Origin of the sequence: Streptomyces sp. 2-1 (assembly GCF_048564895.1) — a bacterium.
Taxonomy (GTDB): domain Bacteria; phylum Actinomycetota; class Actinomycetes; order Streptomycetales; family Streptomycetaceae; genus Streptomyces; species Streptomyces phaeochromogenes.
Genome location: NZ_CP183383.1, coordinates 8,410,174 through 8,429,379, shown reverse-complemented (window position 1 = coordinate 8,429,379; position 19,206 = coordinate 8,410,174). Strand labels below are relative to the sequence as shown.

The 19,206-nt window shown below is 69.2% G+C and carries 17 protein-coding genes; 10 read left to right on the top strand and 7 right to left on the bottom strand.

The genetic code is table 11. From position 1 onward, the window contains the following. Positions 1–114 precede the first annotated feature (114 nt). Both ACN20J_RS37210 and ACN20J_RS37205 read right to left on the bottom strand, forming a co-directional pair. Positions 115–1,425 (bottom strand): site-specific integrase, encoded by a 1,311-nt coding sequence (locus ACN20J_RS37210; RefSeq protein ID WP_266754016.1) that lies wholly within the window; start codon positions 1,423–1,425, stop codon positions 115–117. 42 nt (positions 1,426–1,467) lie between these two features. Next, the gene (locus tag ACN20J_RS37205; RefSeq protein ID WP_407706824.1) at positions 1,468–1,668 is read right to left on the bottom strand and encodes a helix-turn-helix transcriptional regulator; all 201 of its coding nucleotides are present in this window, start codon (positions 1,666–1,668) and stop codon (positions 1,468–1,470) included. Between the two features lie 1,852 nt (positions 1,669–3,520). Between ACN20J_RS37205 and ACN20J_RS37200 the strand changes: the two genes are divergently transcribed. Beyond that, the gene (locus ACN20J_RS37200) at positions 3,521–4,204 is read left to right on the top strand and encodes a hypothetical protein (RefSeq protein WP_266754017.1); all 684 of its coding nucleotides are present in this window, start codon (positions 3,521–3,523) and stop codon (positions 4,202–4,204) included. Between the two features lie 131 nt (positions 4,205–4,335). Continuing rightward, the gene (locus ACN20J_RS37195; protein WP_266754018.1) at positions 4,336–4,644 is read left to right on the top strand and encodes a pilin; all 309 of its coding nucleotides are present in this window, start codon (positions 4,336–4,338) and stop codon (positions 4,642–4,644) included. Between the two features lie 331 nt (positions 4,645–4,975). Here the strand turns inward: ACN20J_RS37195 and ACN20J_RS37190 are convergent, their stop codons facing one another. Both ACN20J_RS37190 and ACN20J_RS37185 read right to left on the bottom strand, forming a co-directional pair. Then, entirely contained in the window at positions 4,976–5,140 is a 165-nt protein-coding gene (locus ACN20J_RS37190) for a hypothetical protein (RefSeq protein WP_266754019.1), read from the bottom strand. 268 nt (positions 5,141–5,408) lie between these two features. Beyond that, positions 5,409–5,942: a hypothetical protein gene (locus ACN20J_RS37185; RefSeq protein WP_266754020.1), complete on the bottom strand. Its 534-nt coding sequence runs from the start codon at positions 5,940–5,942 to the stop codon at positions 5,409–5,411. A gap of 644 nt (positions 5,943–6,586) precedes the next feature. Between ACN20J_RS37185 and ACN20J_RS37180 the strand changes: the two genes are divergently transcribed. The 6 genes from ACN20J_RS37180 to ACN20J_RS37155 all read left to right on the top strand — a co-directional run bounded on the left by ACN20J_RS37180 (position 6,587) and on the right by ACN20J_RS37155 (position 15,161). Next, positions 6,587–7,702, top strand: a complete 1,116-nt coding sequence (locus ACN20J_RS37180) for a PrgI family protein (protein WP_266754021.1) — start codon at positions 6,587–6,589, stop codon at positions 7,700–7,702. Between the two features lie 35 nt (positions 7,703–7,737). Beyond that, entirely contained in the window at positions 7,738–9,603 is a 1,866-nt protein-coding gene (locus ACN20J_RS37175; RefSeq protein WP_266754022.1) for a VirB4 family type IV secretion system protein, read from the top strand. A gap of 95 nt (positions 9,604–9,698) precedes the next feature. Continuing rightward, positions 9,699–10,550 (top strand): GP88 family protein, encoded by an 852-nt coding sequence (locus tag ACN20J_RS37170; protein WP_266754023.1) that lies wholly within the window; start codon positions 9,699–9,701, stop codon positions 10,548–10,550. A gap of 36 nt (positions 10,551–10,586) precedes the next feature. Then, entirely contained in the window at positions 10,587–13,082 is a 2,496-nt protein-coding gene (locus ACN20J_RS37165; protein WP_266754024.1) for a TraM recognition domain-containing protein, read from the top strand. Between the two features lie 87 nt (positions 13,083–13,169). Beyond that, positions 13,170–14,216, top strand: a complete 1,047-nt coding sequence (locus ACN20J_RS37160) for a replication-relaxation family protein (RefSeq protein ID WP_419667589.1) — start codon at positions 13,170–13,172, stop codon at positions 14,214–14,216. Between the two features lie 6 nt (positions 14,217–14,222). Then, positions 14,223–15,161, top strand: a complete 939-nt coding sequence (locus ACN20J_RS37155; protein ID WP_266754026.1) for an NlpC/P60 family protein — start codon at positions 14,223–14,225, stop codon at positions 15,159–15,161. Between the two features lie 155 nt (positions 15,162–15,316). On the opposite strand, the gene ACN20J_RS37150 is transcribed toward ACN20J_RS37155, so the two are convergent. Next, the gene (locus tag ACN20J_RS37150; protein ID WP_266754027.1) at positions 15,317–15,766 is read right to left on the bottom strand and encodes a DUF6292 family protein; all 450 of its coding nucleotides are present in this window, start codon (positions 15,764–15,766) and stop codon (positions 15,317–15,319) included. 34 nt (positions 15,767–15,800) lie between these two features. Beyond that, positions 15,801–16,823, bottom strand: coding sequence for a DNA polymerase Y family protein (locus ACN20J_RS37145; RefSeq protein ID WP_266754028.1), 1,023 nt, complete (start codon positions 16,821–16,823; stop codon positions 15,801–15,803). 92 nt (positions 16,824–16,915) lie between these two features. On the opposite strand from ACN20J_RS37145, the gene ACN20J_RS37140 reads away from it, so the two are divergent. Both ACN20J_RS37140 and ACN20J_RS37135 read left to right on the top strand, forming a co-directional pair. Beyond that, positions 16,916–17,290, top strand: coding sequence for a DUF6233 domain-containing protein (locus ACN20J_RS37140; RefSeq protein ID WP_266754029.1), 375 nt, complete (start codon positions 16,916–16,918; stop codon positions 17,288–17,290). A gap of 69 nt (positions 17,291–17,359) precedes the next feature. Then, complete coding sequence (locus ACN20J_RS37135; protein WP_266754030.1) at positions 17,360–17,572, top strand: hypothetical protein; 213 nt, start codon at positions 17,360–17,362, stop codon at positions 17,570–17,572. A 199-nt stretch (positions 17,573–17,771) separates the two neighbouring features. Here the strand turns inward: ACN20J_RS37135 and ACN20J_RS37130 are convergent, their stop codons facing one another. Then, a complete protein-coding gene (locus ACN20J_RS37130; RefSeq protein ID WP_266754031.1) occupies positions 17,772–18,941 on the bottom strand; it encodes a hypothetical protein in 1,170 nt (389 codons plus the stop codon). Between the last annotated feature and the right edge of the window lie 265 nt (positions 18,942–19,206).

Here is a 19,206-nt window from a genome sequence, read left to right as displayed (position 1 = left end):
CCTGGCCCTTCCACGACCTCGTAGCGGTGAGAACGCCGAGCCACGGTGAGCCGCCCACGCAACGCCTCTCCTTCGATGCGCCAGCACAACGTACAGCGGACGACGAGGACAAAGTCATGTATTTTCACGGCACAACCTCCGCTCGGCCGCTGGTACTAGGGCGGACTCCGGCAGGCCGGGAGGCACCGGAATTCCGTACAGTTCTTCGAATGAGGCGGGAGCGTTCTCCCAGTCAACCTCCCAAACCAGGTAGCCGTAGGTGTCCAGCGTCTCCGCCAGGTGGGCATGGCGCATGCGGGCTTGGACCTTGCGCGGCTCCACCCCGGAAGCGATCAGGATCGCGTCAGCGAAGTGCCTCAGATCCCGGAACGTGGCCTCCTGCGGCACGTCTACTCCCCGCGCTCGGACCCGTTCCTTCGCTTGATTGAATGCGTAACACAGGGTGCTTTCGCGCACCGGTGTCCACCATTTGGTCAGAGTGACCAGATGGGAGTACTCCTGCGGGATGGGAGGCCGACCTCGACGTTCCCGCTTCCGCAACTCGGCAGCCTTCAGCGGCGCCCGCCAACGCGCTATGTGTTCCTGGTACTTGTCGAGCAGGAAGGACCCGACTGTGAGTGAGGCTTCACTGGCGGTCGTCTTCAGGGGTGCGGTCTTCCCCTGCTGCCGCTGCTCCACCACCGCCAGCCTGCCGGGAACAGCTTCCATGTCGTCTCGGCGTACGGCGACTGCTTCCATGGAGCGGAGAGCCTGCAGAGCTCCGTACCAGATGAGCAATTCGTATCGAGGATAAATCTCCTCCGACAGAGCAACCACATGTTTCCACGTAAGGCGCGCACCTCTATTGCCTCCCTGAGGAAGGCGAATGCCAGCCACCGGGTTGCCCTCCAGATAGCCATCCTCCACTGCCATCGCCAGCATCACAGACAACGTCTTCTTCACTGCGCTCCGAGTGATGTCCGGCATCCCGTCTTTCTTCAGCCTGGTGAAGAAGTCACGATAGTCACCACGTTTCACCTCATCCACTTGGCGATTTCCCAGCACTGGAACGATCTGAGCGCGGAGGCGCGATTCGTAGGCGTGGATGGTGCCCGGGCGGCCCTCGTGCCTGGACAGGAACGTCTCCGCGTATTCGCCGATGGTTGGTATTCCACTCCTCTTCCTCCGACTGCGGTATGGAGCGGGATCCCTGCCCTCCTCGACTGCTGAGCGCTGACCACGCTGAAAGGCGGCAGCGGCCTGTTTCCTGTTCTTCGGGAAGTTCTTCGACCGCTGACGGCCGTCCTTGTCCCTCCAGCGCGCCTGCCATCGCAGTTCACATCCGTGGTCAGCACTCGGAACAAAGCCCGGGTGCTCCGAGCACTCCGGCTCGCCCTTCTTCGGCCGGGACTTGTGCCAGCGGTCGTACACCTCCTCTTTCGCCATGTGGAAACCTCCTAGAAATCGCGTGGGACATCTCAGCGCCCCCTACTGCCTTGCCTCTACGCACCGTTCAACGTCGGACGCCCGATAGCGCAGAGCTCTGCCGCCCAGGCGGAGTGGCTCCGGACCTCGCCGCTCCACCTCCCACGTGCTCGCCCAGTTGTAGAGCGTCTTGCGCGAGATGCGGAGACGGTCGGCAGCCTCCTGGGCGGTCAGCCAGTGGTCCCGCCTTGTGGACTCCGTCATCGCAGAACTCCGCAACGCGATAGCCATCCATCCGCGGCAAGGAGCCATAGCGATGGGGCGGTACCGAAGCTGGCCACATCGCCCCATGGGGAGGTGTCGCACAAGCTTCCCGGCAGCCTCGTTACGTTCGGAATCGACGCGGGAAGACCCGAGTTGAAGTATCGAGAGTCCGTATCGCCGGGGGCATCTGCACTTCTTGAGGACCGTTCCTTGTCCTCGACGACGAACCCAGGCGTGGGGTCTCCAGCGAGTTTCGCCGTGTTCACGGACGCGGATGCACGCGCGTGCCTCGGCACTGACGCCGGCGGGGCGCCGGCCGAGGGGAGTTCAGACAACGGCCCCGGCTCACGTGTCACGGTGCCGCCGCGCCGGGGAATCTTGAGCAATGCCACACGGACACTCAGAAGCTGCCGGGCGTTCCAGACGGCGCCTGGCGCGAGGCCACTCGGGTTGGCCAACCAGCCCTGCTGGTTGTCACTATGGGTAACAACCAAGTCTCCTCGTGGCGCCAGCAAGTCTTCCCATCGAACGTCGAGAAGCCAGTCCGAGTGACGCGAGCCCACGGGAACGATGGCCCCGTCGTACCGGTCGACGCCGCCTGCGGTCGGACCCCGACCGGGCTTGGGTCGCCGAGAGTCGGTCCGTGGGCCATCGACGGACTCTGAGGGCGATCCGGGTACCGACTGGGCAAGGAACAGCAGCGCGTCCTCGGCACTTCTATTGGCGGTGTCCAGGGGGTCGCTGAGGACCTCGATGGTCCGGAGGAGTCGGCTCGCGGACCCGACTGCTTCGGTCGGAACGGGCAACGGACCGCCGCTGGCCCGGGGGCTAGGTCCGGCCGAGTCGGCATTGGGAGGGGCAAGGATCGGTAGGCAGTGCCTGGCCCGGATGCAGATGAAAACGGTTCGGTTGATCATCTCGATCCAACGCGGTTCGATCAGTCGGGCATCAGGATGGGCGGAGCGCTGGGCAACCGCCCAGACCGAACCTGAGAGCTCCGGGCGCCGGTGCGGGTGGGAACGCCGGGGCCGCGCGTGCGGCCGGCGCGGTCGTGGTGTCATGCCCACTCTCCTAGGTCGATGGGCCAACTCGTGTGCTGCTACCGCAAAAGGCCGGGATATGCAGCTCTTTTGGACACCGCGATGTGGGGCCTGTTCCCTCGCTAAGCTCGTGGGAGTGTTCATCCACGGTCGGACCTGGCGACGAGAAGCCGTTCTTCTTCAATGCGCAGCTATTCCGAAGCAACGCGGGATGGACAATGCGGCCCGGCCGACGACGGTTCGCATAAAATTGAAGTCATGTTTCTGCGTGGCCCGGCACTGCGGTACTACGGGATGACTAAGAGTGCAGGTCAGGAGCTACTAAACCGCTCCTGCGGCTCCGTCCCAGAAGAGATTCATCCACGTCCTGCCAAGACCAAAGCACCAACGTCGTTGGAAGCTGAATAAGGAATCGCTAGTAGGACAACAGCCTTCGCAACAAGTCACCTTGCCGCCGTCTTGGCCTTTTCTTGTCGGCTGTCTGCCTTCCTTGAGGCGTCATTCTCCCGCCTCGTGAAGGAGTCCCTGACATGCCCGACAGGCATCATGCCCAACGCACCCGTGCCTTGGGACAGCCGCTGCCACTGGATACCGCACGGAACTGCTTCCTACTGCTGGTGACGGGACCGGAACCCCTGTCCGTGGACGGGCGAGGCTACTCAGGACTGCCCAACCGGCCTGTCCCCCTCGACGAACTGCGGGACCGCATGCTGCGGCGTCGCTGTCCTCGGCGTACACGCGACGAGGTCTGGGCTCACTTGGTGCGGCAGTCCAGGGAGCATGGGGCTACGTGGACGCTGGCGTGTGCCGGCATGGCGCTGCCTGCACTGGCCGGGGTCGCTGGGTGGCTAGCCGCCCGGTTCCCCGACGACGTGTTCGACGTACATGCCGAGGTACTTTCCGGATTCCTCGGGGCCCTCGCGACGATCGACCTAGACCGGCCACGGGTCCTGGTGCGACTGCGGTGGGCCGCCTACCGCGCTGGGTTCGCGGCACTGTGTGAGGCACTGGACGCCCCCATGCCCATGGCCGGGGCGTTTCGGTCCACGCCGCCGAAGGCCCCTTGGGGTCACCCCGACCTGGTTCTGGCGGAGGCAGTCCGGCAGTCGGTCCTGACCCGGACCGAAGCGGACCTGATCGGTGCCACCCGACTGGAAGACACCCTCGTCGCCGACTGGGCCGACCGCAACCGCATGACCCCCGAAGCCACCTACAAGGCGCGCTGGCGCGCCGAGCGGCGCTTGGTCGCGTTCCTGCGCGAGCAGGCCGCAACCACCGACCCGGATGATCCAGTCGCCTCCCAGGCCGTCAGTGCTCTGGCTCCGGCAGCCCCGACCCTCCGCACCACCCGGCGGTTACCCAGTGTCACTCCGCTGTCCCGGGGAGACCGAACGCGACCGCCGCAGAAATCCGCAGCGGCGGTGTCCAATCCAAGCCCCGATTCCGGCCTTCTCGAACGCGGGGAATCCACACCCGCGCTCGCGCCCGACGTGTGATCGGAGGTGTCACGATGTGCCTGATCTCCCCCACCTCTCGACGTGCCCGAGCCGCCAACTGCGCGGCAGCCCACGAACCCCGGTCCCGCTTCCGCAGCCCCGGGTTACGCCGAGGACTGCTGCTCGTCGGCTTGACTCTGCTGGTGCTCGGCGTGGTCGTCACTAGGGCACACGCCGCCGCCGAGCCAGTCCAGGTTCTGGCGCTGGCGGAGTCGGTCGATGCCGTACTGGACAACATCCGTGACTGGATCATGGGCATTCTGGCCGGTCTGGCTACGGTCTTCTTGTCGCTGGGCGGCGTGCGCTACGTCATGGCTAACGGCGACCCGGGTGAGGTCGAGAAGGCCAAGACCGCTTTCAAGAGCGCTGGTTGGGGATACGGGCTTGCTGCGCTGGCCCCGCTCGTGGTCGAGGTCCTCAAAGGGATCGTGGGGGCCTGATGGCCACCGCCCTGCCACACCGGCTCCCGGGTCCGGCTGTCTCGGGCCGACCCCGGGCCGAGCGGGCGGAGCATCAGAACCGCCGCGGCCGGTGGCGGAGCTGGCGCCGCGCCTTGGTACTCGGCATCGTGGCGTTGGCGGTGCTCGCCTCGGTGGTTTCCGCCTACGCCGACCCGAGCCCGAGCCCAGGCCCGGCGCCGGCCCCAACGGCCTCCGCCGAGCCCACGCCGACGCCCTCGGCGACAGAGCCTTCGTGTTCGGCGCCGGACTGCATCCCTCAGCCCGGTGCGTCAGCATCCCCGGTGCCGACGGCGGGCCCCACGCCCCCGGCTCAGGTTCCCGATGGCGACGGCACCGGCGGGATATCCGGCTGGATCGCCAAGGGCATCAGCAGCGCGATCACGGGCTTCTTCAAATCGGTGATCAAGTTCGCGCTCAATCCACTGTTGGAACTGCTCAGCGACACGTTGCTGACGACGCCCAGTCCCGCGTCCATGCCGCGCGTCGGCGAGCTGTGGACGAACTCCTGGCAGATCGCCCTCGCCTGCTACGCCCTACTGATCATGATCGCCGGAGTCGTGGTTATGAGTCACGAGACAGTGCAGACCCGCTACTCGATCAAGGAAATGGCGCCACGGATTCCCCTGGGATTCCTCGCTGCCGCACTGTCACTGTTCCTCGCAGGCAAGGCCGTCGACCTGGCCAACGCACTCTCCCATGCCGCCATGGGCGGCGGAGCCAACACCGATACCGCAGGACCCGCTCTACGGGACTTCGTGCTCAACTCCTTCAATTCCGACAGCGGGAGCATCTTCCTCGTCTTGATGTGGCTCGTAGCCATCGGGGTCCTGGTCGCCTTGCTGCTGACCTTCGTCGTCCGTGTGGCCTTGACGATCATTCTGATCGTCTCCGCGCCCTTGGCGTTGATCTGCCACACCTTGCCGCAAACCGACGGCATCGCCCGCTGGTGGTGGAAAGCCTTCGGCGGCGTGCTCGCCATCCAGGTCGTGCAGTCCCTGGCCCTGATCACGGGAGTGCGAGTGTTCTTGACCCCGGGCGGGTTCGGCTCCGGCGGCTTGTTCGGGCTCAACGACAACGGTCTGGTCAACGTGCTGGTCACGCTGGCGTTGATGTACGTCGTCTTCAAGATCCCGTTCTGGATTCTGGGATCGATCCGCTTCGGCAGCGGACGCTCGTTCGTCGGCAGTGTCGCCCGCGGTTTCGTGATGTACAAGACGCTCGGGCTGCTGCGCGGTGGAGGTGGAACGGGCGCCGCTGGCCGTAGGGTTGCGCGCCACACACCGCCCTCCGCAGGTTCCGCAGGAGCATCGCGCTCTCCCCGGTCGTCCGGCCCAGGACCGTCCTCTGGCGGTGCGGGCCGCCGAGGCGGCGGGAATCACTCACCGGCCGGACCAGGGCGGGCAACGGGCGGCCCGCAGCGCTCCCCGGGGCCACCGCAGTTCCTCCAGCCGATTCCCATGGTTCCCGAGCGGAACCAGCCGACCGGCCCAGCCAGCGGCCCGCCGCCAATGCCGGAGTTCCGGGCTCCCGGAGGCCCCCGGCCTGGCGGTTCCCCGGTCGGGCCAGCCGCGCCGCTGTCACGGCCAGCTCGACCGCCGGGCCCACCGGTCTTCCTGGCGCCGAGCAGCAACGGCCCCACTCAACCGCTCAGGACAGCAGGCAGGTCCGCGGTTCCGGCCCGGCCGCGGTTCCAGCAGCCCACTTCACAGCCTTACATCCCGCCCCGGCAGACAACACGGCCACCCGCACCCGTCTCCTTCCGGCCGGCGGTTCCCGAGTCCCGAACCACCTCGACGCGGCACCCGCGCACGGGCTCCGCGCCTCCGGCCGTCTTCAGCTCCCCATCGTCTACTCCCCCGCCCGCGAGGCGCTCCCCACCCCGGCGCCGTGCCGGCGGCACACGCTCAGGAGGTGACTCGTCGTGACCCAGCCCGTGCGCATCCCTGCCGACGTCGATCGCGAGGACACCCTCCTGGCCAACCTGACCGCCCGCCAGCTGATGATCCTGGCCGTCACCGGCATCGTGCTGTACGGCCTGTGGTCCCTCTCTCGCGCATTCGTGCCCCTGCCGGTGTTCCTGATCCCCGCGGTCCCCATCGGGGCCACCGCCGCCTTCCTAGCGCTGGGCAAGCGCGACGGGCTGGCGCTGGACCGGCTGATGCTCGCCGCCCTGCGCCAGCGCATGACACCGCGCCACCAGGTCGCCGCCCCCGAAGGCATCCATCCGGCACCGGCCTGGCTCGCCCGGCAGGCCACCGAACCCGAGCCGCCGACCAGCAGCGTGGATCCAGCCGCGCTCCGGTTGCCCGCCGAAGGCGTGAGCGAGACCGGTGTGATCGACCTCGGCAGTGACGGGGTCGCGGTGGCGGCGGTGTGCAGCACCGTCAACTTCGCTCTGCGCACCCCGGCTGAACAGGACTCCCTGGTGACCACGTTCGGCCGGTACCTGCACTCGCTCACCGCCCCCGTCCAGGTCCTCATCCGTACCGAACGCCTCGATCTTTCCGCGCAGATCGGCGAGTTGCACCAGCGCGCCCCGTCGCTGCCGCACCCGGCGTTGGAAGCCGCCGCCCACGAACACGCCGACTACCTTGCACAACTCGGCCAGAGCAGCAATCTGTTGTGCCGCCAGGTCCTGCTCGTCCTGCGTGAGCCACTCGGTCCGGGCGCTCCTGCCGACACCTTGAGCGGCGGCTCACCCTGGGCTGCTTTCGCCCACCGCAGGAACGCCCCGTCTGGCGGCCGGGTCGGAGATCATGCTGTCCGGCGCGCCGCCGAAACCCGCCTGGTCCGCCGAATCGGCGAGGCCGTCGAACTCCTGGGTCCCGTCGGTGTCGTCGTCACCCCGCTGGACGCTGGGCAGGCCACCGCCGTGCTGGCCGCCGCTTGCAACCCAGACAGCCTTCTGCCGCCGACCTCCACGCTCGCCGGCGCCGACGACGTCATCACCACCGCCGCTGCGACCGAGGAGGACTGGCCCAGCGCCCAGGACGACTCCCTGTCCTGGGACCAGCGCGAAGGCAGGGACACGCTGTGAACCGCTCCCGCACGCACACGGAACACTCGGCATTCGTGCCACCTGCCGGAGACGCCGGGGCGTTTGCCCCGGACTCCCTGGCTGTCGCGCCGCGGCATCTGGCGGTCGGGGATGAGTGGGTGGCCTCCTTCGCGATCACCGGCTACCCGCGCGAGGTGCATCCCGGGTGGCTACAGCCGCTGCTGACCTACCCCGGCCGGGTCGACGTCAGCCTGCACATCGAGCCGATCGACCCGGTCACGGCCGCCAACCGGCTCAAGCGGCAACTCGCCAAGCTCGAATCCGGCCGCCGCCACACACAGGATCACGGCCGACTCATCGACCCGCAGGTGGAGGCGGCCACCGAGGACGCGTACGACCTGTCCGCCCGGGTCGCCCGTGGCGAGGGCAAGCTCTACCGGCTCGGCCTGTATCTGACCGTCCACGCTGTAAGTCGCGAGGAGTTGGCCAACGAGGCCGCCGCGGTACGCGCGCTCGCCGCCAGCCTGCTGCTGGATGCCAAACCCACCACATACCGCAGCCTCCAGGGCTGGGTCACCTGCCTGCCGATGGGCCTCGACCTGGTGACGATGCGCCGCACCTTCGATACCGCCGCGCTGTCCGCCGCGTTCCCGTTCACCAGCCCCGACCTTCCCCCACCCGATCCCACCTCGGTCGCCGCCCCGTCCGGCGTGCTCTACGGCTACAACGTCGGCAGTCAAGGGCTGGTCCACTGGGACCGCTTCGCCCTGGACAACCACAACTCCGTCGTCCTGGGCCGTTCCGGAGCCGGCAAGTCCTATCTGGTCAAGCTGGAGCTGCTGCGCTCGCTTTACCGCGGGATCGAGAACTATGTCATCGATCCCGAGGACGAATACGCCCGGCTCGCCCGCGCAGTCGGCGGCACCTATGTGCATCTCGGTGCCGAGGACGTCCGGCTCAACCCCTTCGATCTGCCCATCCACACCCGGCCCGACGGACGCCGCACCGCGCCCAAGGACGCCCTGGTCCGGCGCGCCCTGTTTCTGCACACCGTCCTGGCCGTGCTGCTCGGCTCGCAGCTCGCACCGGCGGAGAGGGCGGTGCTGGACCAAGCAATCGCCGCGACGTACCAGCAGGCCGGCATCACCGCGGACACACGCACCTGGACCCGGCCCGCCCCACTACTGGCCGACCTCACCACCACCTTGCACACCTCGAAGGACCAGACCGCGACGGACTTGTCGGCCCGGCTGCACCCCTTCACCAGCGGCGCGTTCTCCGGGCTGTTCGCCGGGCCCACCACCACCCGGCCGGACGGACATCTGGTGGTGTTCTCCCTGCGCGACCTGCCGGACGAGCTCAAAAGCATCGGGACTCTGTTGACGCTGGACGCGGTCTGGCGGCGGGTGTCCAATCCGGCGCTGCGCCGACCGCGGCTGGTGACCGTGGACGAGGCATGGCTCCTGATGAAGGAACCCGCCGGGGCACAGTTCCTGTTCCGGATGGCCAAGGCGTCCCGCAAGCACTGGGCCGGGCTGACCGTGGCTACCCAGGACACCGGTGACGTGCTCGGCTCCGACTTGGGTAAAGCGGTCGTGGCCAACGCAGCGACCCAGATCCTGCTGCGTCAGGCACCCCAGGCCATCGGCGAGATCACTCGGACGTTCGATCTGTCCGAGGGCGAGCGGCAGTTCCTGCTGACCGCCGACCGCGGCCAAGGGCTGCTATCCGCCGGAACCCAGCGGGTCGCGTTCGCATCCGTGGCCTCGCCGACGGAGCACTACCTGGTGACCACGAATCCGGCAGAACTGGCCGCCTATGCGGACAACACCAAGGCTGCGTCTGCCGAGGGCCCGTTCCTGGATCCCGAAGCGGCCGATTCCCCTGACGACGCCTATGACGCCGTCTCCGGCAACGAGGTCGATCTCGACGCCTACTGAACGGTCCCCCATCACCACTCCTGCGACTTGCGCGCCCGGTCTCTACACAGAGGGGGCCGTCGCGTCTCAGCCGATCTTCTTCTGAGAGGCCATCCATGTCGTCTCACGCATCGGTGCCCACTCTCGTTCCCCGACGGCCCGCACGGCTGCTGACCCAGAACCGTGAAATGCGCGCGATCGGCGCCTGGAACTGGACGCTGCCCGCTTGGGCCGGCCGCTTTCCGGACGGGAAGACCTACAACACCTGCCCATCGGCCGGGATTTGCCGTGACGTTTGCTACGCGCGGCACGGCACGTACACCTGGCCCACGGTGAAAGCCAAGCATCATGCCAACCTTCGCTTCATCCTCGACGACCTACCCGGTTGGGAAGAGGCGATGTCCTCCGAACTCGGGAGGCGGAAATTCCGCGGAACCTGGGTGAGGATCCACGACTCGGGTGACTTCCTATCCGACCCCTACCTGCTGGCGTGGCTGCGGGTCATCCGTGCCCAGCCGGAGACGAATTTCTACGCCTACACCAAGGAAGTCGCCCGCTTCCGGGCTCTGGTGGAGCCTGACCCACCGGCCAATTTCCTCTGGGTCTACAGCTTCGGCGGAACTCAGGACGCGAAGCTGGACATCGAGCGTGACCGCGTGGCGGATGTCTTCCCCGACGAAGAGGCCATCGCCGCCGCGGGATGGCATTCGCAGGAGGCCAGCGACCTGTTGGCCGTCCTCGGCCCGCGCCTGGTGGGCATTCCCGCCAACCGCATCCCGCATTTCCTCAAACGGTTGGGCGGCCGCACGTTCCGCTCCTGGCAGGCCGAAGTGGACGCCGAACGCCGCGCCCACGGCCGTCAGCGCGACGGCCCGCGGCTCGTGCCGGACGACACCCAGCCCAGGCCCTCGGCGTCGACCGGACCCGGCCAAGTGCCCGCCGTCAGGCGGCCCGGCCGTGCCGCCTGACGTCCTCTTCGCGATCTCGCTTCTGGAGACCTTGCCATGCTCCTCGGCCACCTCCCGCCATCCCCGGCGGCCCTCCTTGCGTCCCCGTCCGGTCCCGACTCCCCGCTGGGCACCTATCTGCGCGATCCCGGCGGCACCCTGCGCGCCGTACTGACCGACGTGGCCCAGTGGGGCACCATCTGGGGGCCCGTCGCGGGTCCCGCATTGGCGTTCGCAGCCGCCGGACTCGGCTGGGCACGCTGGTGGTGGCGACGCCGGTGCCGCCGCATGCTGAATGCCGACGCCCGGATCGTCATCGTGCTGCCACCGCCCACCGCCGACCCGGCGGGCGCCGAAGCGCTCTGGGCGAACCTGCTGGGGCTGCTGCGGCCCGCCTGGCGCCGCCGCCTGACCGGCCAGCCACACCTGGCATGGGAGTACTCCTTCGACCGCGAGACCATCCGCATTCGCTTGTGGGTCCCCGGAGTTGTTCCGCCCGGCATGGTCGAGCGCGCGATCGAGGCCGCCTGGCCCGGCGCCCGCACTGCTCCCGCAGCGCCACCCACCCTGAGCGCCGGACCGCACGCCGAAACCGCCGGGGGCGAGCTGCGTCTGGCCCGGCCCGAGGCCCTGCCGATCCGCACCACCTTCCCCGCCGACCCGATCCGCGCCCTGCTCGGCGCGCCGGTCGGTCTCGGCGCCGGCGAACAGGCGGTAGTCCAGGTTCTGGCCCGGCCCGTCACAGGGCGGCGGATCGCCAAGGCCCGCCGGGCAGCGCGGCGGGCACGCGCCGGACACTCTGTCCACCCCATCAGTCGCCTGCTCGACGTGCTCACCCCGGGCTACCATCCTCCGCGGTCCCGCCGCACCGCCCCGGTACCGGACCGCCAAACGGCTTTGGAGGCATCCGCCGAGGACAAGGTGATCGTCGCAAAGCAGCGCGGCGCCCCCTATGAAAGCCGCATCCGCTACGCGATCACCGCGACCGTGCCCGCCGATGCGAGTTCGGAGCGGCGCGCTGCAGTCCGCGAGCGGCTGCGCGGCCGGGGCCACGCCATTGCCAGTGCGTTCTCCGCCTTCACCGAGCACAACTACTATCGCCGCGCCAGGCTCCGCCGTCCGGCGGCGTACACCACCGAACGCCGTCTGGGCCCAGGGGACTTGCTCTCCATCCCGGAGCTGGCTGCGGTGGCACACCTGCCGTGGGACGAAGCAATTCCCGGTCTGCAACGTGCCGGCGCCCGCGCGGTGCCACCCCCGCCCGGTGTCGCCACCACCGGCCCGGCCGTCCGGCCCATCGGGCTGACCGACACCGGCCACCCCCGCCCCGTCGGCCTGCGCGTGCCGGACGCCCGCCACCACCTACACATCCTCGGCGCCACCGGCTCCGGCAAGTCCGAACTCATGGCGCGGATGATCCTCGCCGACGCCGAGGCCGGACGCGGCCTGGTGGCTATCGACCCCAAGGGCGACCTGATCACCGACGTGCTAATGCGGCTGCCTGAAGAACTTGCGGACAAAGTGGTCCTCTTCGACGCCGACAGCAAGTCCCACCCACCCATCCTCAATCCCCTCGAAGGCGACGACGTGGCCCGCACGGTCGACAACCTGGTGTCGGTCTTCTCCCGCGTCTACGCCTCCTCCTGGGGACCGCGCACCGACGACATCCTGCGCGCCGGGCTGCTCACCCTGCGGGCGCAGGGCGGCACTCCCGTCCTGACCGACCTGCCCAAACTGCTGGCAGTCTCCTCATTTCGGCAGCGGGCCGTCGACCAGATCAATGACGACATCCTGCGGGGCTTCTGGTCCTGGTACGACGCCCTATCGGGCCCGGCCCGTGCCCAGGTGACCGCGCCCTTGATGAACAAGCTCCGCGGTTTCCTGCTGCGCCCCTTCGTCCGCGCCGCCCTCGCCGGAGGGACCTCCACCGTCGACATGGACGCCGTACTTGACGGGGGTATCTGCCTGGTCCGCATCGCCAAGGACGCCCTGGGCACCGAGACCGCCCACCTCATGGGCTCCATCGTGGTCGCCCGCACCTGGCAGGCCGCCACCCGCCGCGCCCACATCACCCAGAGCCGCCGCCAAGACGCCGGGTTGTACCTGGATGAGGCACACAACTTCCTCAACCTCCCCTACGCGCTGGAGGACATGCTCGCCGAGGCCCGCGGCTACCGGCTGTCGATGACGCTCGCCCACCAGTACCTGCGGCAGCTGCCCAAGGAACTGGAGGAGGGCATCAGCACCAACGCCCGCACCAAGATCTTCTTCAACGCCTCGCCCGAAGACGCCCGCCACCTGGCCCGCCACACCGAACCCCGGGTGACCGCGCACGATCTGTCGAACCTCGACGCCTTCCACGCCGTCCTCCGCCCCGTGCTGCACGGCGCCGAAGCCCCCGCCTTCACCGCCATCACTGAACCTCTCCCGCCAGCGATCCCAGGCCGCGCCAAGCAAATCCGCGCCGCCGCCCGCCGCAACGCCCGCCCCCGACCGGCCTCGACCCGCACGGCGACCGGTGAGCAGGCGGCGGACCCACGCCGCCCCACCTGAGCATCACGGATTCCCGCTCGGCTCCCCCGACGGGCGGCGGCCACCACTCCACGACCCGTTCCCTCCTCTCTCCGGAGGTGCACCGTCTTGATCACCAATCCCACACCTCAGCGCTCCTTGCGCGGGCACCAGCCCCAGCGCCCCAGCCATCGCACCGCCATCAGCAGCGGCTACGTCGCCCAGCTCGCCACCCGCCTCACCGAGCGGGACCGGTGGCTGGCCCGCATGTTCTACGAACACCGAGTCCTGACCACCCACCAGATCGTCGAAATGGCCTGGCCGTCCGTCCGGGCCGCCAACCTGCGGCTGCTACGGCTGTACCGGTGGCGGCTGATCGACCGGTTCCAGCCCTTCGTCACCTACGGCACCGCCCCCATGCACTACGTCCTCGATGTCGCCGGAGCCTCCATGCTGGCTCGCGAGGACGGTCTTGAGCTGCGCGACCTGAACTACCGGCACGACCGGGCGACCGGCATCGCCTACTCCCTGCACCTGGCCCACACCGTTGGCACTAACGGCTTCTTCAGCGCCCTCATCACCCGCTCCCGCCACCCGGACACCACCGGCCAGCTCACCGCCTGGTGGTCCGAGACCCGCTGCGCCAGGCACTTCGGCGATATCGTCCGCCCCGACGCCTACGGCCTCTGGCACGAACACAGCCCCACGCCGTGCGCGTTCGAGTGGTTCCTGGAGTTCGACTTCGGCACCGAACGCCCGGACCGCCTCGGTCGCAAACTCGCCGGCTACGCCAAGCTGGCCGCCACCACCGGGATCACCACGCCCGTCCTGGTCTGGGTGCCAACTGCCCGTCGGGAAGCCCCCGTCCGCCGCGCCCTGACAGCCGCCAGCGCAAACCTCGACGACCCCGCGCTGGTGCCGGTGGCCACCTCTAGCGCGGACTTCCTCGACGGCCAGGACAACGATCCCGTGGCGGCCCGCTGGCAGCCACTGGACGTCCGGCAGCCCTCCACCCGGCGCCTCCGTCTCGCCGAACTGACCCGTGCCTGGCCGTATCTGTCGCCGCTGGGTAATCCTTCAAATGACCCCGCACAGGCCAGCGGTACCGTGGCCAGCGACCTCCTCCCGCTTTCCCCGCTACCACCCGGCCCGTCAGACCGTCGCCCACAGCGGTGATCGGTAATGGGAAAGATCGCTGCCGCAGCCCTGGCACTCCTGCTGCTGATTGCCGTCCTCGCCAGCGCCGGGGCCGGCGGCCTGCTGTCCGCTTTCGGCAGCAACGGCACCGAGCCCAGCAGGGCCGCACTCGCCGACATCCCGTCCGGCTACCTCGCCCTGTACGTGGACGCCGCCACTACCTGCCCCGGCCTGGACTGGTCCGTCCTGGCCGCCGTCGGCAAGGCTGAGTCGGATCACGGACGCTCTACGCTCCCTGGCGTAACCGACGGCGCCAACTACGCCGGGGCCCGCGGCCCCATGCAGTTCCTGCCACCCACCTTCCAGAGTGTCGTCGCCAAGCATCCGCCACCGAAGGGCGGAGCCACTCCCCCCTCGCCATACAACGCCCACGACGCCATCTACACCGCCGCCGCATACCTGTGCGACTCCGGCGCCCGCGACGGCCGCAACGTCCCCGACGCCATCTACGCGTACAACCACGCCGACTGGTACGTCTCGAAAATCCTCACTCAGGCCCAGGCATACGCCAGCGGCGCAGGCTTCGGTGCAGACACAGCCACGACTGCCGCTGCTCTGCAAGCGATCAACTACGCCCAAGGCCAGCTCGGACTCCCCTATGAGTGGGGCGGAAACGGACCCGGCACCGGCGACACCGGATTCGACTGCTCCGGCCTGACCAAAGCCGCCTACACCGCAGCCGGAATCACCCTGCCCCGTACCGCCCAGGAGCAATTCGACGCCGGACCCCGCGTCCCCACCGGGCAGCAGCCCAAGCCAGGAGATCTCGTCTTCTACGGCAGTCCCCACGGTGGCATCCACCACGTGGGCCTCTACATCGGAGGCGGACAGATGATCGATGCGCCCCGCCCCGGAAAACCCATCAGGATCGAGCCGTACCGATACCAGGGAGACGACTACGCGGGCGCTACCAGACCAGCCTAAGTTCGCCAGCCCTGCGACTGCCTCTTCAGCACACCCACCCTTTCGTGCGACGGCCGCCGACACCTGCCCAACCTTGCTTCCATGGCCACCAACGATTACGCGGCGATGCCGGCCCTCAAGCACCACCGCTAGTAGAAGGCCGCCAGCGTCGCTGGCTAACGGGCCGACTGCCGGAATGCGTCGATCGCAATGCGCACATCGCGGGCCTGGTCCCACTCCGCGCCGTACTCGCCGGTGGGTGTACGCCAGGACCGCACCAGGCTCTCCGCCGTGTCCGCTACCGCCTCCGGTACCGCGAACACCCGGTGGAGCGGGGCCAGGGGGCGGCGTGGGAGCGCGCTGTCGCGAATGAGGCGGACCGTGGCGTAGGACCAGCCGGTGTCCTCATCCCAGTGGAACCGTAGGCCTCCCGGACCGGCGGTGCGGCTGACGTCCCAGCTCAGGTCCATGGACATGGTGTCGCCGTGTGCGCGGCCAGCCCGGTCCAGGCAGACCGCGCCCGGCGGGATCCCGCGATCGGTGAGCGCTTGGTCGACGGCCTGGAGGTAGGGCCAGTGCGGCAGGCCTTGAGCACAGCCTGGCCATCCGGGCGGATCGAGCAGCATCCCTCTCACCTCCACCTGCGGGCCGGATGCCGGGTCATGAGACGCGCAGGAATGTGGCGGCCGGGCCGATCGCGCCGGGCCCGAACTTCGCGCGGATGCGATCGCTGGCCGCTTCGGCGACCAGACGGTTCTCGCGGACGCGGTCGAGGCTGATCTGCAGGGCAACCTGATCCGCGTCGACCAGATCCTCACCCCTGAGGACCAGTCCGGCCAGGCGGCCGCGCTGGAGACCCGCGGCATCGATGAGCCGGTACGCCATCGTGCGCAGGTCGTCGTCGTGCGCGGAGGCCTCCGGCAGACGGCGCGTCTTCTCCCACGACGTCCCGCCGGCGAACCGCAGTACCAAGGTCAGGCCGCGGGCAACCTGGCCGCGGTGGCGCAGCTGGTAGGCGAGCTGCACGACGAGGTCGAGCAGGGCCGCGCGGACCACGGCGCCGTCCAGGGTGTGTTGGGCGAAGCTATGCCGCACGGTTGTGGTGGCAGGCAGTGCGCGCGGAGCGACGGGGCGGGGGTCGATACCGCGGGCTCGGTCGGCGGCCATCCGTCCGGCACGTCCGCCGAGCAGGCGCTGCACGGTGGCCGGCGGGACCGCGGCGAGCAGGCCCACGCAATGGACGCCGAACTCGCGCAGCGCCACTGCCTGCTTCGGGCCGATGCCGTGGAGGGCTTCGACGGGCAGCGGAGCGAGCCAGTCAACGACCTGGTCGGGGTCGACGGCGAGGACGCCGCCGGGGGCGTCGATCTGGCCGGAGGCGGTGGCCGCGACCGTGATCGTCGGGCCGATGCCCACACGCACGTCGACACCCAGGCGGGAGAGGGTCCGTATCCGCAGCACCTCTCCCAAATACCGGGTACTGGTGCCGTGGTACCGAAGGGAACCTCGCAGCTCCGCCAGGGCCGCCGTCGGGGGCAGCGCCTGAACGACCGGGGAAAACTCCGCGAGCAGTTCCAGGACCTGCCGGAAGACGTCCTCCCGCAGCCGGTCCGGGCAGCGCACATGCATCACACTCGACACCCGCTGATCTCCCGACACCCGCATCTGCGCTTCCGCCGCCATGGCACCCACCTCCACTAGACTCACCGTATCGAACTAGTATTCGAACACGCGAGAGATGCAGTCCCTACAGTCGAAGATCCCCGGGACGGACCATGCTTGACGACCTACCCCCTGACCTGGGACGACTGAACGCACTGAGGGTCTGGCACGCCATGTGGCTGCAGCGCATAGACGACAAGATCGCCGCCCTTCAGCAGCGGGAAGCCGAGCAGCAGCACGGGCGGCAGGTCCGGCCTGCGGAGCCCGAGTGGTTCGTCGAGCTCGGCATAGGTGACGGACGGCCGCCCGCCGAGGTCCACGTGGGCGGCTGCTACGCCGCGGGCAAACGACGGCGCCCGATCGGCCGTGACGAAGCCCGCCGGCTCCTCGCGTCAGGAGTACGGGCCTGCAGTCATTGCCAGCCCGACACCGCCCTGGACATCCTCGACTTACCCGCCCGACCGGCCCTCTCCACAGCCATGCACTGACCGGCCCGGCCCCCTCCGGTCACGTTCACCGCACCGCACCCGCCCCTCCCCCAGAACAGGCTGCCCCTGATGACCAGTTCTTTCCCGCCGCCGATCAGCGAGCCGGACCCGTCCACCTTCACCTGCTCCAGCAGCCTGGTCGGACCCTGCTCCGGCTGCCAGCGCAGCACCCACAGATACGGCAGCGGAGGCCTGCCCCTGTGCCACTGGTGCATGACCACCGCCCGGGAGAACTGGGGCACCGGCGTCCGCTTCAACAACACCCGCACACCGGCGAGCTGACCCCTTCGATCAGCGCCACTGCCGGGAGGCGGCCCCTGGCCGGGGTTGATGAGAACCCGTGGTTCCCCCACCCCTGCTCTCGATCCTCAGACGGTCGGCCCTTGAAGCGCGTGGGAAAGTTCAGCGAGCAAGATTGCGGGGCCGCCGGTCCGGTCTAGTGTCCGGCCCGGCCGGCCCCGGCCGAGGTGTCGGTCAGCTCTCAGGACCAGGTGATGATGACGGCTCCGCCGGCGCCCTGGGCGCCTGTGCTGCCCTTGTCGCCCGCCGAGCCGTAGCTGCCGGTGGAACCGTCCATGCAGTCACCGGCCGCCGCTCCCGCGTTGTTGTCGTAGCAGCCTCCCCTACCGCCAGAACCGCCGTAGCCGCCGCGGCCACCAGTGCCGCCGGCGCCACCCGCGCCGTACGTTGCCACCGCGCCCTTGCCGGGCACCCCGCCCGCACCTCCGCTGCCGCCGCTGCCGCCAGTCGTCCTGCCGTTCTGAATCCCTTGCCCCCGATTCCCGGCCTCCCCGGCCTCGCCGACCGCCCCCACACCACCAGTGCTGCCGTTGGGGCCGTACTCCCTCGTCCACGCGCTCTTGCAGTCGAAGTAGTTGTAGATGGTGTTGCGCCCCTCCCCGCCACCCCCGCCCTGCCCGGTGCCGGTCGCACCGCCGCCGCCCCCGCCGGCGCCCCCGCTCTTCTCCCCGCCGTAGCCACCTCCACCGCCACTGCCACTGCGCCCACCGGCGCCGGGCTTGCCGACCGAGCCACCTCTGGCCTCAAGCCTGTTCACAAAGGAGGACTCCCCGGTGGACCGCGTGTCGGTGGCCGTCCGTCCCGCTTCGCCGCTCTTCCCGTTGCTGCCGCCACCGGGAACCAGGGGCGTTCCACTGCCGCCCTCGCCCCAGGTCTCCCCCGCCATACCGCCGGCTCCTCCGCCCGCACCGGCGCCGCCCCTCCCGACGACGACGGTCAGGGATCTGACACTCGTCTGGAGCAGGCACTCCAGGTGGGCACCGCCAGCACCGCCGCCGCCTCCTCCGCCTCCGCCGCCCGCGTTCTTGTGCAGGGCGACCCGGCCACCGCCACCGCCGCCACCGCCGCCCGCTCCGGCGGCCCCACCGCCACCGCCGCCACCACCGCCACCGGCCCCATAGATGTTGACGACGACCTGCGTAGCCCCACCCGGTACCTGCCAGTTGTATTTGCCCGGCGTCAGGAACTCCTTCTTGTTCTCTACGGCCGCCCGGGCCGGGGCATCCATGCCCAGCGGCATCAGCGAACCGGTCAGGGCCAGCGCCACCGCAGCGGCCCGAAGACCACGATGCCGGGAGGGGGAGGTGGAATCAGCGCGCACGGACGCGGCTGCGAACGGTCTCCAGGACATGCTGCTCCTTCGTCAGGGGGGCGATCACCCCTGGGAAGCAAGCCACGTTCCCCACCTCTCAAGATCAACCACACGCCGACAGCTCCGGGAAGGTCGCCTCAATCGCCCAGACGGCCCCGGTGACGAGGGGATCCCACGGCCGCAGGTGAGGAGCCTGTGTGAGAAAGTCCGGCCAACGCCGAGTACGGGTGCCCGTTTCGATTTCGGGGATCGGCATCCGGGACGGCGGCTGTGCTCAGTTCCCCGACGGAATGCGGGCGGCAAT